At 35.0% G+C, this 15,955-nt stretch carries 12 protein-coding genes; 8 read left to right on the forward strand and 4 right to left on the reverse strand.

Annotated elements, in window-relative coordinates; genetic code table 11:
* Nucleotides 1-71: 71 nt before the first annotated feature.
* From CSC80_RS11035 to CSC80_RS11045, 3 genes are all read left to right on the forward strand, one after another.
* Nucleotides 72-2,129 carry a S9 family peptidase gene (locus CSC80_RS11035; RefSeq protein ID WP_099191830.1) on the forward strand — a complete coding sequence of 686 codons (2,058 nt, stop codon included), beginning with the start codon at nucleotides 72-74 and terminating at the stop codon, nucleotides 2,127-2,129.
* An 80-nt stretch (nucleotides 2,130-2,209) separates the two neighbouring features.
* A complete protein-coding gene (locus tag CSC80_RS11040) occupies nucleotides 2,210-3,250 on the forward strand; it encodes a cysteine synthase family protein (RefSeq protein ID WP_058103194.1) in 1,041 nt (346 codons plus the stop codon).
* A gap of 119 nt (nucleotides 3,251-3,369) precedes the next feature.
* Complete coding sequence (locus CSC80_RS11045) at nucleotides 3,370-4,629, forward strand: aminotransferase class I/II-fold pyridoxal phosphate-dependent enzyme (protein ID WP_074673329.1); 1,260 nt, start codon at nucleotides 3,370-3,372, stop codon at nucleotides 4,627-4,629.
* A gap of 62 nt (nucleotides 4,630-4,691) precedes the next feature.
* On the opposite strand, the gene CSC80_RS11050 is transcribed toward CSC80_RS11045, so the two are convergent.
* Both CSC80_RS11050 and CSC80_RS11055 read right to left on the reverse strand, forming a co-directional pair.
* Nucleotides 4,692-5,813 carry a hypothetical protein gene (locus CSC80_RS11050; protein ID WP_058103192.1) on the reverse strand — a complete coding sequence of 374 codons (1,122 nt, stop codon included), beginning with the start codon at nucleotides 5,811-5,813 and terminating at the stop codon, nucleotides 4,692-4,694.
* Nucleotides 5,814-5,901: 88 nt separating this feature from the next.
* Nucleotides 5,902-6,987, reverse strand: a complete 1,086-nt coding sequence (locus tag CSC80_RS11055) for a transporter (RefSeq protein ID WP_099191832.1) — start codon at nucleotides 6,985-6,987, stop codon at nucleotides 5,902-5,904.
* Nucleotides 6,988-7,073: 86 nt separating this feature from the next.
* Between CSC80_RS11055 and CSC80_RS11060 the strand changes: the two genes are divergently transcribed.
* The 4 genes from CSC80_RS11060 to CSC80_RS11075 are packed head-to-tail and all read left to right on the forward strand — an operon-like array spanning nucleotide 7,074 to nucleotide 12,519.
* The gene (locus CSC80_RS11060) at nucleotides 7,074-7,328 is read left to right on the forward strand and encodes a hypothetical protein (RefSeq protein ID WP_058103190.1); all 255 of its coding nucleotides are present in this window, start codon (nucleotides 7,074-7,076) and stop codon (nucleotides 7,326-7,328) included.
* 30 nt (nucleotides 7,329-7,358) lie between these two features.
* A complete protein-coding gene (locus tag CSC80_RS11065; RefSeq protein WP_099191834.1) occupies nucleotides 7,359-9,794 on the forward strand; it encodes a YfhO family protein in 2,436 nt (811 codons plus the stop codon).
* Complete coding sequence (locus CSC80_RS11070; RefSeq protein ID WP_099191837.1) at nucleotides 9,794-11,065, forward strand: glycosyltransferase family 4 protein; 1,272 nt, start codon at nucleotides 9,794-9,796, stop codon at nucleotides 11,063-11,065. Before CSC80_RS11065 ends, CSC80_RS11070 begins: the two co-directional genes overlap by 1 nt.
* Nucleotides 11,065-12,519, forward strand: a complete 1,455-nt coding sequence (locus CSC80_RS11075; RefSeq protein WP_099191839.1) for a polysaccharide biosynthesis C-terminal domain-containing protein — start codon at nucleotides 11,065-11,067, stop codon at nucleotides 12,517-12,519. Before CSC80_RS11070 ends, CSC80_RS11075 begins: the two co-directional genes overlap by 1 nt.
* Here the strand turns inward: CSC80_RS11075 and CSC80_RS11080 are convergent, their stop codons facing one another.
* Complete coding sequence (locus CSC80_RS11080; protein WP_099191841.1) at nucleotides 12,520-13,557, reverse strand: AI-2E family transporter; 1,038 nt, start codon at nucleotides 13,555-13,557, stop codon at nucleotides 12,520-12,522.
* A gap of 139 nt (nucleotides 13,558-13,696) precedes the next feature.
* Here CSC80_RS11080 and CSC80_RS11085 point away from each other — a divergent pair, with 139 nt between their 5' ends.
* Complete coding sequence (locus CSC80_RS11085; RefSeq protein ID WP_099191843.1) at nucleotides 13,697-14,569, forward strand: RluA family pseudouridine synthase; 873 nt, start codon at nucleotides 13,697-13,699, stop codon at nucleotides 14,567-14,569.
* A 63-nt stretch (nucleotides 14,570-14,632) separates the two neighbouring features.
* Here the strand turns inward: CSC80_RS11085 and CSC80_RS11090 are convergent, their stop codons facing one another.
* Nucleotides 14,633-15,835 carry a hypothetical protein gene (locus tag CSC80_RS11090; RefSeq protein WP_099191845.1) on the reverse strand — a complete coding sequence of 401 codons (1,203 nt, stop codon included), beginning with the start codon at nucleotides 15,833-15,835 and terminating at the stop codon, nucleotides 14,633-14,635.
* Nucleotides 15,836-15,955 lie beyond the last annotated feature (120 nt).

The raw sequence follows: 15,955 nt of genomic DNA on the forward strand, positions 1-15,955 counted from the left end.
TTTGCTTATAATAAAACGGGGGTCTACGAATTAGTCTTATTTTTGCCGTCTTATTTTATAATGTAGTAGGTATGAATATTAAACATCCGCCGCAGGCGCAAAAAGTTCCTAAAGAATTAATTATTCATGATGATGTAAGGGTAGATAATTATTATTGGTTAAATGATAAGGAAAACAAAGAGGTTATTACTTATCTAGAAGCTGAGAATGCATATTATGATGCAGTAACTGCGCATACCAAAGATTTTCAAGAACATTTGTTTCAAGAAATGAAAGCTAGAATTAAGGAAGATGATTCTTCTGTTCCCTATAAATTAAATGATTATTGGTACAGTACTCGCTACATAATAGGTGGTGAATATCCATTGTACTCAAGATTTAAGAACGATTTTAGTGCCAATGAAGAAATTATGTTCAACGGTAATGAAATGGCCAAAGGACATGATTATTTTAATCTTGGAGGTATTGCTATCAGCCCTAATAATAAATTGGCTGCGTTTGGTGTAGATACTGTGTCTAGAAGACAATATACCTTACAGGTCAAAAACTTGGAAACTGGTGAGGTTTTAGAAGATAAAATTGAAAATACAACAGGTGGTGGTGTATGGGCAAATGACAATGAAACTTTGTTTTATACCCGAAAAGACCCGGTAACACTTAGATCGGATAAGATTTATAAGCATAAGCTAGGAACGCCTACCTCCGAAGATGTTTTGGTTTTTCATGAGCAAGATGATACGTTCAGTACATTCATATACCGAACCAAATCGAAGAAATATTTGGTTATAGGTTCTTTTAGTACTTTAACGTCTGAATTTCAAATTCTCTCTACAGATACTCCTGATGGTGATTTTGAAGTGTTTTCACCCAGGGAAAGAGGTTTGGAGTATACTATTTTTCATTATGAGGATAGCTTTTACATTCTTACCAATAAAGATAAGGCCGAGAATTTTAAATTAATGCGTACTTCTGAAAACCAAACGTCTTCAGAACATTGGCAAGAGTTTATTCCTCATCGAGCAGAAGTTCTTTTAGAAGACGTAGATATTTTTAAAGAATACTATGTACTCTCTGAGCGTGAAAACGGACTGAACAAAATTAGAATTATTAGGTGGGATGGTACAAATGAGTATTATTTACCATTTGAAAGTGAAACATACACGGCATATGTAGGTAACAATCCTGATTTTGATACCGAAATACTTAGGTATTCTTATAATTCCATGTCTACACCTAGTTCTGTGATAGATTTTAACATGCGAACTAAGGAAAAGGAGGTGAAAAAGGAACAATCCGTTTTAGGAGGAACTTTTGAAAAAGAAAATTATAGAGAAGTTCGTTTATGGGCAACGGCTAGAGATGGGGAGAAAATACCTATGTCCGTTGTTCATAGAAAGGATACTGTTTTAAATGAGGATACACCAATTTTACAATACGCATATGGTTCTTATGGTTCAACAATTGATCCTTACTTTTCTACGGTAAGGTTAAGTTTGTTAGATCGTGGTTTTGTATTTGTAATAGCTCATATTAGGGGTGGGGAGTACCTTGGTAGAAGATGGTATGAGACCGGTAAATTATTGCAGAAGAAAAACACTTTTACTGATTTTATTGATTGTTCAAAATTTTTAATCGAACAAAAAATGACCAGTGCAAAGCATTTATATGCAATGGGCGGTTCTGCCGGTGGTTTATTAATGGGGGCAATTATAAATATGCAACCTGACATTTATAATGGTGTTATTGCTGCTGTACCGTTTGTTGATGTGGTAACAACAATGTTAGATGATTCTATTCCGCTAACCACAGGTGAGTATGATGAATGGGGTAACCCAAATGAAAAGGTATTTTATGATTATATGAAATCTTATTCGCCTTATGATAACGTGGTGGCTCAAAAGTATCCTAACATGTTGGTCACTACTGGTCTGCACGATTCTCAAGTGCAGTATTTTGAGCCGGCCAAATGGGTTGCCAAGTTAAGGGAGTTGAAGAAAGATGATAATCAACTACTATTAAATACTAACATGGATGCTGGTCATGGTGGTGCTTCTGGTAGATTTGAATCGTTAAGAGAAGTTGCCAAAGAATATGCATTTCTTCTTGATTTGGAAGGAAAAATCACATAGTGGAAAAAAAATGGTAGCTTTGCGTCAGAAATTTCAAGAAATTTCTTTTTATAAAATAACTAAACATTGATATCCCCCTTATGAAAAATGAGATCAGGGCTTACAACAATATTTTAGAACTAGTAGGTAATACACCTTTAGTTAAGTTAAATAGAATTGCAGAAAATCTTACCGGTAACTTTTACGCAAAGGTAGAAGCTTTTAATCCGGGTCACTCTTCTAAGGATAGAATTGCGATTCATATTATAGAGCAGGCTGAAAAGGCAGGTATTCTAACCGAAGGTAGTACTGTAATAGAAACAACTTCAGGAAACACTGGCTTTAGTATTGCAATGGCAAGTATCATTAAAGGATATGATTGTATACTGGCGGTTAGTTCCAAGTCATCACCGGACAAAATAGATATGTTGCGCTCTATGGGTGCTAAGGTATATGTTTGTCCCGCACATGTAAGTGCAGATGATCCAAGGTCATATTATGAAGTTGCTAAAAGGTTGCATAAAGAAACAAAAGGTTCTATATACATCAACCAGTATTTCAATCAACTGAATATGGAAGCCCATTATAAATCTACGGGTCCAGAGATCTGGGAGCAAACAGGTGGGCAAATTACGCACTTGATCGCATGTAGTGGTACAGGTGGTACAATATCAGGAACGGCTCGTTTTTTAAAGGAGCAAAACCCCAATATTAAAGTTATTGGTGTTGATGCTTATGGATCGGTATTAAAAAAGTATCATGAAACAGGAGAATTGGATACCAATGAAATCTATCCTTATAGAATAGAAGGTCTAGGTAAAAATTTAATTCCTGGTGCTACTGATTTTAGTACTATTGATGAGTTTGTAAAGGTTACGGATGCGGAAAGTGCACACACTGCTAGAGAAATATCAAGAACAGAAGGAATTTTTGTTGGGTATACCAGTGGGGCGGTAATGCAGGCCATTAAGCAATTGGACGAATTAAATACATTTGACAAGAATAGTAATGTTGTTTGTATATTTCCTGATCATGGTTCTAGATACATGAGCAAAATTTATAGTGATCAGTGGATGGAAGATCAAGGTTTCTTGAATACGAATACCGTAGAGGAGACGCAAGAAATACAATACGTTAAGTAAAAAATAAATAGATATAATTTTATAAAAAAGTGGGTTTATAGCCCACTTTTTTGCGTAGTAAATAATTTATGAATCTTTATCAAAATTTTTTACTTTTGCAGACAGATCCAAATTAAACAATGAAAGACTTATTTGATAGAATTTTAGCTAATAAAGGCCCTTTAGGTAAATGGGCTTCACAAGCAGAGGGATACTTTGTTTTCCCTAAATTGGAAGGTCCTATTTCTAATAGAATGAAATTTCAAGGTAAAGATGTTATTACCTGGAGTATCAATGATTATTTAGGCTTAGCGAATCTTCCGGAGATTAAGAAGGTTGATGGTGAGGCTGCAGCTGAATATGGTTCTGCATACCCAATGGGTGCAAGAATGATGAGTGGTCATACAGAGTTTCATGAGCAATTGGAGCAAGAATGTGCTGCTTTCGTTCAAAAGGAAGCTTCTTACTTGCTGAATTTCGGGTATCAAGGTTTTATGTCTGTAATAGACGCCCTTGTTACAAAAGATGATATTATAGTTTATGACGTTGATTGTCATGCTTGTATAATTGACGGTGTACGTTTACACATGGGTAAGCGTTTTACCTTTGTTCACAATAATGCGGAGAGCCTTGAAAAGAATTTAGAACGTGCAACCAAATTGGCCGAACAAACCGGTGGAGGTATCTTGGTTATATCTGAAGGCGTTTTTGGTATGCGTGGTGAGCAAGGTATCTTAAAAGAAATCGTAGCCTTAAAAGAAAAATTCAAGTTTAGGTTATTGGTAGATGATGCACATGGCTTTGGTACTTTAGGTGAAACCGGTGCAGGTGCAGGTCAAGAGCAAGGTGTGCAAGACGGTATTGATGTTTATCTTGCCACTTTTGCAAAGTCAATGGCAAGTATTGGTGCATTTGTTGCTGCCGATCAAGAAATTATTGATTATTTAAAATATAACCTACGTTCGCAAATGTTCGCTAAATCATTACCAATGGTTTATGTGAAAGGAGCACTAAAACGTTTAGAAATGTTGCGTACCCAGCCAGAGCTGAAAGCTAAACTTTGGGAAAACGTGAATGCGTTACAAAACGGGTTAAAAGAAAAAGGGTTTGATATAGGTACAACTACTAGTTGTGTTACTCCTGTTTATCTAAATGGAAGTATTCCAGAGGCAATGGCTTTAGTGAAGGATTTACGTGAAAATCATGGTATTTTCTGTTCTATTGTTGTGTATCCGGTAATACCTAAAGGTCTTATACTTTTACGTTTAATACCTACCGCTACCCACACCTTACAAGATGTTGAAGAAACATTGGAAGCTTTCTCTTCTATTAGAGAGCGCTTGCAGAATGGTACATATAAAAGATTATCTGCTGCAGTTGCCGCTGCAATGGGAGAATAATCTACAACAGTCGTATATAAAAAGGTCCGAAATCAAATTTGATTTCGGACCTTTTACTTTTTTTAAGAAAGTGATTTTCTATACGTTCTTCTACGTTTATAGATTACCGGGTCAAAATGTTTCCACATTTGCTTTATTGCAATGTTCTCCTCTAATTCTGGAGTACGGTAGCACATGTCTATGCCTTTTTCTTTGAATGTTTTGTAGTACTCGTTGAAAATTACTGCAGTAACTCCTTTGTTTTGGTATTCTGGTCGTATTCCTATTAAATAGAAAATAACATCCTTACTGTTTTTCTTGGCCTTCAACAAGTGGTATAATCCAAACGGAAACAACTTACCTTTAGCTTTCTGCAGTGCTTCTGAAAATGATGGCATTACAATGGCAAAGGCGATGAGTTTATCCTCTTTATCTTTAATGAATTTTATGTACTCTGGGTTAATAAAGCTTATATATTTCTTTTTGAAATAAGCCTTTTGTATTTCTGTTATGGGAACAAAAGAAGAAAGGTTGGCATAGGTTTCATTAAATAAATCGAACATTTCATCTGCTAAGGGCATAACCTCTTTAGTCTTTGTGAAATTAACCTCTTTAAGACCGTACCTTCTTTTAACTAGGTCGTTCAATTTGGTAAAGAGTGCTGGATCTGCATTACCTGCAGGAAATTTATTTTCCATGTATTCCTTTTCCTTTACAAAGCCAAGACTCTCATAATGGTCTTTGTAATAAGGATGGTTATACCAAGTTATCATGGTGCCAATATGATCAAACCCTTCTATAAGTACTCCAACTTTATCTAAGTTTGAAAAACCTACAGGACCTTCCATAAATTCCAATTGGTGCTGATTACCAATTTCTGCTACTTTGTCTAAAAGTGCTTTAGATACATTTTGATCATCTATAAAATCGAACCAACCAAAACGCATTTTTTTTACATTTTGTTGGTCAACTTCTAAGTGATTGACAATAGCGGCTACACGACCAACTATTTTATCACCGTCCATGGCAAGGAAGAACCATGCCTCTGCATCTTTAAAAACAGGATTTTTTTCTTTATCAAAACTTTCAAGTTCGTCATTTATAATGGGGGGTACCCAATATTTGTTGTTTTTGTATAACGAAAAAGGAAAGGTTACAAAACGTTTTAAATCTTGCTTTGATTTGGCTTCATGTATCGTAATCATTGGACTTCTTTAGAAGTGCCAATATTAGTGATATTAATCTACATTATAAAGGGGTGCGTAATGAAATATTGAAGAGTAGAATGTAGTGTTAAAAGTCGATCTCGCTACTTTCTTTCTTTTTCTTCTTTTCCGCTTTCTTAAGTTTTTTGAGCTGTTTTTTAGAAGGCCCAAGGTTTACGTCTTCTGCACCGCTACCTTTATTTTTCTTATCCTTCTTTTTCTTTTTCATGGCTTTTTTGTCAATGGCACCACCATTTTGATCCGCTTCTTGATCTTCAATTGGTTTTAAGCTGTCTTTATGGAAATCCATTCTGTAAGAACCGCCAATTCCAAAAAATATACGTGTAGGTGTATTTTTTAGACTAGCTCCCATATTAAAATCGAACTGCAGGTTTTCTTTTAATAAATGGGCAATACCTCCACGTATCAATACATCTGAGTACCGATCGCTATCAATGCCTTGGTGTTCTACAAAAACACTCCATTTTGGGTTTCTAAATGCATGGGATAATGATATGGTATAGCTGAGCTCAGGGTCATCTGTGCTTATACGGTCATATGCGGTGTTGGTAATTAATACGAACCTTGGAGTCAAACGACTTTGGGTAGCGATCATACCACGATAAGAAATGGTTGGTTCACCTATATAAAAAGGATTATCGCCTAAAACAAAATTTGCTCCACCGTATAAAGAAACTGCGGGCAGTAAATTCTTAAATTGAAATTTATGATTGGCTCTCCAGCTATAAAGGTTGGGTTTGTTGGCTTCAGGATTTTTAAATGGGTCATAGATCAAGTATTTTAAACCTAATCTATTTCTAGAAAAATCTCTTCGCTTGCCCTCTAGGTCAAAATTCAAAAATGTTATCTTTTGATCTTGAAAAGTACCTTCGTAATTAAGTTCTAATCTTTCGAATAACAAACCATATCGTAATGAAACATCGGTTCCCCAAATATTCGATTCTGTATTTAAAATGGTGTGGTCTCTTTGTTCATAGAATAATCCCATTTCTGCCTGTACCACATTTTTGCCAACCGCGTAAGCGCTCACAGAAACTCCAGGTCTATTAGAATTTATTACATCTGTATATTGAGAAATTCCTATTAATGGTATTAGAAATAATAAAGCGAATACGTATTGATATGATTTAGAGTAGGCAAAAAGACTATTCATGAACACGATTTTATATATATTTTAATAATATGATTCTACATATACAACGTGATAATTGTATTTTTGATATATATAAGCAGTAATAAATGGCTTTTTTAAAAACTATATTAATTATTCTTTTGGTCTATTACCTTCTAAAAATATTAGCAAGGTTATTTGCGCCAAAAATTTTGAATTACGCAGCAAAGAAAACTGAATCTCATTTCAGACAAGCTTTTGATAATCAACGCCCATTTAATGAACAAGAAGATGAGAGTGTAATTATCAATAAAAAAACCACTAGAAAAAAGAAGGATTCAGAAAAAGTAGGTGAATACATTGATTTTGAAGAGCTAGACTAGTTATCTTTGCTTAAACACTACTTTTAGCAAATGAAGCAAGGCTTAAAATTCTTTTTCATCAATTTTTTTGTTGTCGTATTTTTCATCATCGCCGCCTTGGCTTATTTTAGTCCGGTTCTGCAGGGTAAGGTTATGTACCAGCATGATATTGCTCAATATACCGGTATGGCCAAAGAGCAGAACGATTTTAGAAAAGCTACAGATCAAGAACCGTATTGGACCAATAGCGCTTTTGGGGGCATGCCAACGTATCAATTAGGAGCAAATTACCCACATAATTACATTAAAAAATTAGACCGTTTAATTCGGTTTTTACCAAGACCGGCAGATTATCTATTTCTATATTTCATAGGTTTTTATATTCTACTGTGTTGTTTAAAAGTGGATTTTAAGTTAGCTGTAATTGGTGCACTTGCCTTTGGTTTCTCTACTTACTTAATAATAATTTTAGGTGCCGGACATAATGCTAAGGCTCATGCCATGGCATACCTACCTATGCTTTTAGGTGGTATTGTATTGGTTTTTAGAAAAAAATATCTGTGGGGCTTTGTTTTAACCGCTTTGGCCATGGCTTTGGAAATTACGGCCAACCACTACCAAATGACCTATTACTTTATGTTACTTGTATTGGTTTTGGGTGTGGTTTATTTGATATATGCCATTAAGGATAAAAAATTGAAGCATTTTTTCACTTCGGTCGGTATATTGTTGATAGCCGTAACTTTAGGTATTGCTGCCAATGCTACAGGGCTAATGGCAACTAAAGAATATGCTGATTGGAGTACGCGAGGTAAAAGTGAATTAACGATCAACCCAGATGGTTCATCTAAAGAAGACACTGGTGGATTAAGTAAAGCTTATATTACTAACTGGAGTTACGGTATTGCTGAATCGTTGAATTTATTTGTTCCTAGACTTTTTGGTGGCGCAAGTCAAGAAAATTTGGGTGAGAATTCAAAATCGTATAATTACCTAATTGATAAAGGTTTGGCCAGATCCAGTGCCTTGGATTTTGTTAGTGGTCTACCACTGTATTGGGGAGAACAACCAGGTACTTCAGGACCAGCTTATTTAGGTGCGGTGATATTCTTTCTATTTGTTTTAGGGTTGTTTTTGGTAAAAGGCAAGCATAAATGGTGGCTACTGTTTGGCTCTTTGTTGTCATTGATACTTTCATGGGGAAAGAATTTTAGTGTATTGACAGATTTTATGATAGATTACTTTCCGCTATACGATAAGTTTAGGGCGGTGTCTTCCATTCAAGTTATATTAGAGCTATGCGTACCTGTTTTGGCAATATTGGCATTGAAAAAGCTATTTAAGGATAAGGTGCCACATGCCGATAAGATCAAATCTTTGACCTTAGCTACAGCTACAATCCTAGGGCTTGGGGTTGTGTTATTTTTATTTAAAGGAGCTTTTCATTTTGTGGGTGCTGCCGATGATAATTTGAGAATGACAGGGTTAGAGGAGCTTCCGGAAATGCTTCGTTTAGATCGTAAAAGTGTTTATACAAGTGATCTATTGCGTTCTTTAGGGTTTGCTTTGGCAACCGCTTTATTGATCTGGTTGTATTTGAAAGAGAAATTGAAAATGAATTTCTTGATTATCGCTGTTGGTGTTTTAGTGGTGGTAGATTTGGTTGGGGTTGATTTACGTTATGTGAACAATGACAATTTTGTGTCTAAGCGTAAAATGCTTGAGCCATTTCAAGAAACTACCGCCGATAAAATTATTGCAAAAGATGATGGTGTTTTTCGTGTATTTGATCAAACCGACGGATTTGACTCTGCTAAAACGGCTTATTTTCATCAAAGTATAACGGGGTATCATGCTGCAAAACCTGCCGGTATGCAAGATTTGTTTAATTTCCACGTATATAACGGTAATCTGTCCGTCTTGAATATGATGAACATTAAGTATGTTATAAGGCAGGATCAAGAAGGAAATACCTTTCCTATTGAAAACCCTAATGCCAATGGTAATGCTTGGTTTATTTCTAAACTGAATGCGGTCAATAATGCCAATGAGGAAATAATGGCACTTGATAGTTTAGATACTAAAAATATTGCCGTATATAACGCTACTTCATTTACAGATGTTAAGCCAATGGAATATCAAGTGGATTCTACAGCATCTATTGAGTTAATAGATTATGAACCCAATCACCTAGTATATAATTCTAAGAACAGAAATGAAGGTGTAGCTGTTTTTTCTGAAATGTATTACAAAAATGGTTGGAATGTCTATATAGACGGAAAACAAAGTGATTATTTTAAAGTTGATTATGTATTAAGAGCACTTTCGGTACCTTCTGGGGAGCATAAAATAGAGTTCAAATTTGAACCAGAGGTTGTAGCTACGGGTAGTAAAATTACTTTGGCAAGTACTATTTTATTGGGACTGGTAATTGTAGGTGGCTTAGGTTTTTCTTTTTGGAGGTCTAAAAAAGAAGAAGAAGCATAATGAGAAAAGTGCTGGTCATTACGTACTATTGGCCACCTGCTGGCGGACCAGGAGTGCAACGTTGGCTAAAGTTTGTGAAATACCTTAGAGATTTTGGTATTGAGCCGGTACTATATATTCCTGAGAATCCTCATTACCCCATGTTAGATGATACTTTTTCTCAAGATGTATCCACTGATATAAAAATCTATAAGCATAAAATTAAAGAACCTTATCGCATTGCTTCACTCTTTTCAAGTAAAAAAACGAAGCGTATTAGCTCTGGAATCATCCAGACGAAAAACCAATCTTTTATAGAGAAAGTTCTTTTGTGGGTTCGCGGAAACCTTTTTATACCGGATGCAAGAAAGTTTTGGGTAAAACCATCTGTAAACTTCCTAAAAGATGTGTTGGCTAAAGAGGGTATTGATACTATAATAACTACCGGTCCTCCACACAGCGTGCATTTAATTGGCTATTATTTAAAACAGGGGAAACCTGTACATTGGGTTGCGGATTTTCGCGATCCTTGGACAACTATTGGCTATCATAAGAAATTGAAATTAACCAAATCGGCTGAAAAGAAACATAAACTATTAGAAGCTAAAGTTCTTCATACGGCAGACAAAATTATAGTTACCAGCAGTACTACAAAAAAGGAATTTGAAAACATTACAGGTCAACCAATAAAGGTTATTACCAATGGGTTTGATGGGGAGTTGCTGACTAATGATGGGTTAGATTCAAAATTTACCATTTCACATATAGGGTCATTATTAAGCGGTAGAAATCCCGTGAAATTTTGGTCGGTTTTGGCACAAATGGTAGATGAATTTCCTGCATTTAAAGAGGCATTAAGACTACAGTTTATAGGTGTTGTCAGTGATGAAATACTATCAACTATAAAAGAGGTAGGATTACAGGACTTTGTTGAAGTTATAGGATATGTTTCTCATCAAGAAGCTTTGGTATATCAACGAAAATCTCAAGTATTATTACTGGTAGAAATAGATTCTCAGGAAACCATTGGAATTATACCGGGTAAACTGTTTGAATATATGGCGGCCAAGCGACCAATTTTAGGAATTGGACCTAAGAATTGGGACGTAGAAAGTATTGTTGAAGAAACAAAAACTGGCTATATATTTGAACATTCTGATGATATTGAACTGAAAAACGTAATTTTAAGATGGTTTGAAAATTATCAGAAAGGGCAATTAAATATTATTGCTGACAACATTGAGCAATTTAGCAGAAGAGAGCTCACCAGAAAATTGGCTGAATACATCTAATGGGTATCGTACTAAAACAATCTCTAAATAATACAATTGTTACCTATATAGGTTTTGCGATAGGAGCTGCCAATACCTTGTTTTTGTACACCAATTTTATGCAACCAAGTAATTACGGTTTAATACAGGTTATTTTGTCCGTGTCTTCAGTTTTAATGCCCATTTTAGCATTTGGTGTTCCCAATAGTTTAGTCAAATTTTATTCAAGTTTTAAGGGTCAAAAGAATCAAGATTCATTTTTGACTTTAATGCTGATTTTGCCTTTGTTCTTGATCATACCGGTGGCAGTGGTTAGCTATGCCGCTAATGATATAATAGGAAATTTACTTTCTAGACAAAATGATGTGGTTAGGGAGTATGTGTGGCATATTTTTTTGGTAGGTATGGCAATGTCATACTTTGAAGTCTTTTATGCATGGGCGCGAATCCAAATGAAATCGATGTTCGGCAATTTCATGAAAGAGATTTTTTGTAGGGTAGGGCAAACCGTATTACTACTGCTATTGTATTTTAAGTTGATAGATATATCATTTTTTATTAATGCTTTGGTAGGCTTCTATATTGCGAGAACATTAATAATGAAATTATATTCTTACAGCTTACGTTCTCCTAAATTAGATTTTCATTTTCCGAACAATTGGAGGAATATTGTAAAGTATAGTGCTTTAATAATTTTAGGAGGTTCTACTGCTATTGTATTGATGGAGGTAGATAAGGTTATGTTGAATAATTTTTTGGAGCTTGAAAATGTGGCTTTTTATGCTGTAGCTGGTTTTATTGCATCAACCATTGCCGTACCCTCAAAAGCAATGCATCAAATTACATATCCGTTAACGGCAAATTATTTAAATAGTAGGGATATACCGGCTCTTACGCAATTATACCAAAAAAGCTCGTTAACACTGTTTATAGTCTCCGGCATACTTTTTTTATTGATTTTATTGAATCTTAATGAGCTTTATGAATTATTGCCGAATAAATATGCTGGCGGTTTTATGATCGTATTTTGGGTTGGTTTGGCAAAGGTGTATGATGCGCTTTTAGGGAACAACAATGCCATACTTTTTAATTCAGATTACTACCAGTCTATTTTGTTTTTTGGCGTATTGTTAGCGGTTTTGGCTATTCTTTTTAATCTCTGGTTGATTCCGAACTACGGTATAAACGGTGCGGCAATAGCTAGTTTCAGTGCCTTTTTTATTTATAATTCATTGAAATTGGGCTACGTAAAAGCAAAATTTCAAATGCAGCCTTTTACACATGAGACAATTAAAGTGTTGCTTTTGCTGATTATTATAGCAGTGATTTTTTCAACATTTTCATTTTCTTTTCATCCGCTAGTCAATATTGCGTTGAAAAGTATTTTGATGATTGCGCTTTATGTAGGTGTTCTATATCGATTTAAAATATCGGAGGATGTGTATGCATTCTTGAATAAATATTTAAAAATTTAATTACATCTTATTTTCGTTTTGCTTGGTCGATTTTTGAATGCCGTATTGTTGTTTGTATATTTTTACAATAATCAAGAATAAGTTTATAATCAATGGACCAAAAATAAGTCCTACAAAACCAAAAAGAGGTATACCAATTAGTACACCAATTAAGGTAATTAACGGGTGCGTGCTATCTAATTGTTTTAAAACGAAAAGCCGAATAATATTATCGGTCATACCTACTACCAAAATTCCATAAAGCAAAATTCCCCAGGCCTGAAAGTCTTCGCCGCTGGCAAGGCTCAGTACAAAAACTGGAAATATTCCTATAAATGTTCCTATAAAAGGAATCATGGATCCTATAGTTACGATTACAAACCAAAATAGTGGGCTCTCTACCCCAAAAATATAGAATCCGATAAGAGCGATAATTCCTTGAGCTAATGCAACCAGCGGTATGGCAATAGCATTGGAGCGTACCACACTATCAATCTCCTTTCCCAAAGTCATTAAATTTTTATTACTGAGCGGAATATATTCTAGAAGAGACTCCTTTAATTGTTTTGGACTCTTTAACATGTAGTACAATAGAAATAATAATATGCCCAATGAAATAAACACATTGAAAGTTCCACTGGCAAAACCTTGCATATTATCCGTTAACCAGCCTGATGCTTGTTTGGGGTCAATAGTAGATGAAATGTCATACTCTACATATTTCTCTACTTGAAAAAGTTGATCTTTAAACGCCTTGGTAACTTGTTCAGATTTGTCTGCCAAATTACTTAGTTCAGAGCTTAACATAAACCCTGCTGCGGTCAGCGGAACGAAGATTCCAATAAAGGATACTAAAATGAGTAGCATAGCTGCCCACATTCTTTTTATCCCTTTATTAATTAATTTGAGCATCCATTTTCTAAGTACTACATAGAGCGTAAGGGCTCCTAAAACTCCAGAAATATACGGAAGCATATATTTGATAATCAATCCGCCTAAAAAAATAATCAGCGACAATATGATAAGTTGTCTAAGAATCTTATGGTTGATTTTTTTCATTTCGGTTTTTGATGATGGATTGTTAACTGGGTGAAAATTAAACTTATATAGGTAGCATGGTTAACTCACTTAAGTATTTTAGTAGTTCTAAAGTATTTAAATGGATAACTAATAAAACAGAGTTAACTTTGGGCTTAAGATGATTTTGAAGCAGACGCATGTTGTTCAAGAACTAACTGGCGCAATTAGGTTGCAGGAATACGGAGTAGGGATATTTCAACAGATTTCCACAAAATCCGCTTTAAAGAAAGCACTTAAAAAAAATCTGATTACGGTAGATGGGGTAGTGGGCAGTACGGCAACTTTTATCAAAGGTGGGGAAATTATAATATATCACGCCACAGAGAAAGACAACAACACTAGATTGGTTCTTAACTTAAAAGTTATTTATGAGGATGAGTATATGGCGGTAATTAATAAACCAGCAGGAATTTTAGTAAGCGGTAACGGATTTAAAACCGTGGCTAATGCACTAGCTCAAAACCTTTCTCCCAGTACATTGTTTGATGCCGTAGGTCCAAAACCGGTTCATCGCTTAGATTATGCAACTACTGGATTGCTTCTTGTAGGGAAAACCAGTAGTGCAATTACCGCACTCAACAAATTATTTGAACATAAAGAAATTACTAAAACGTACTATGCCGTAACCATTGGTTCACAAATACCAGCTGGGGTTATTGATGATGCTATAGATGATAAACCTGCTAGTTCTAGTTTTAAGGTAGTAAAATCACTAAAGTCTGAACGTTTTTCATTTTTAAATCTGGTAAAGCTAAATCCGAGATCGGGGCGAAGGCATCAACTTAGAAAACATTCACTTTCTATTGGAAACCCCATTTTGGGCGATGCTACTTATTTTCTTGAAGGGTTGCAATTAAAGGGTAAAGGTCTGTACTTACATGCCGGCACCTTAGAGTTTATTCATCCTTTTACCCAAGAGAAAATGAAGATAGTTGCTAGTTTACCTAAAAAGTTTAGAAAATTATTTCCCGAGAAGGGATTATTGCATTAAAAAAGCGCCGCAATGAATGAATTCATTACGGCGCTTTACAACTAACCAACCTAAAAACTTATTTTAATTTCTTCTACTACTTCTAGTTGCAGAACTTGTTCTAGAGCTTGAGCTTCTAGAAGGAGCTTTACTTACAGATCTTGAACTAGAATTTCTACTTACGGTACTTCTAGAAGGACTCTTGGTCGCTTTTCTTGTAACAGTGCTACGCTGTGTTCTGGTATTTGTAGCTGTTCTAGTATTTGCACTTCTGCTAACGGGTTTCTTGTACGTTGTAGAACTTCTTTTTACCGTAGTACTTTTTGGTGTACGTGTAACTTCTCTTTTTGTAACCGTTCTATTTGGCGTACTACGATTTACTGTAGTACTTCTTTTAACTGTTCCGTTATTAGAACTTCTAGTAACCGTTCTACTTTGTGTAGTTCTACCACTATTGGTATTACTACGTCTAACAGTAGTAGATCTATTGACCGTGGAGTTTCTATTGTTTCTTGAAGTATTGCTAGCGGCAACCGATCTACCGGTTCTCAATCCATTGTCTCTTTTAGCCACCGATCTGTTACTTCTGTATGTATTGTTTCTTACTGCTACACGCTTATCGTTTCTATAAATTTTAGTTCTGTTATTTCTTACTTTATTATATCTATACTGCTTACCAACATTTACATAAGCCCTTCTGAAATTATTTCTATAAGGTCTGTAGTAAGAATATCTTACTGGTGTGTAATATCTTCTGTACGGACTATTGAATACCAAACTAAATCCTACTGCCGGTCTAACGAACCATCTATGGAAAGGACGGTACACATAGTTTCTGTTGTAAATATTGATATAACCGGTATGGTAATCATAAAAACCACGGTTGTTATAGTATACATACATACCACCTATACTACGTACTCTGTTGTTTCTGTAATTGATATTAACATCACCAATTTGATTAACACGACCATAATAGTCATAATAAATAGGCACATTTTCTACTTGAATTACAGCACCATAATCATCATATTGAGCAAATGGACTATAATCGTAACCTGAATTGAACGTTACTCCGTTTCTACTTCCTGTTACTTGGTTTTCAATATAAAAATCAAATTCACCATCTGGGTAAACAGAAAAAGTAATTCCGTTTTCTATAAAAATAAATGAGTTGTCATATCTATAAGTATTGCTGTTTGCAACCTTATCTTCGCTAATACCTGAAGCGAAAACACCTGTGGTGCTAAAAATCATCGCTGTAAAAAGGAGTACTAAGTTCTTCATAATATAAGGTTTAAATCTGCCCCTTGGAGCAGTTGTTCTAAATGTAATTATTTACATTCCCTTAGTACATTACAAACAGCGTGCCAAAAATCAAAACCATTGATTATAATATTGATAATC

Origin of the sequence: Maribacter sp. 6B07, assembly GCF_002700155.1 — a bacterium.
GTDB lineage: Bacteria > Bacteroidota > Bacteroidia > Flavobacteriales > Flavobacteriaceae > Maribacter > Maribacter dokdonensis.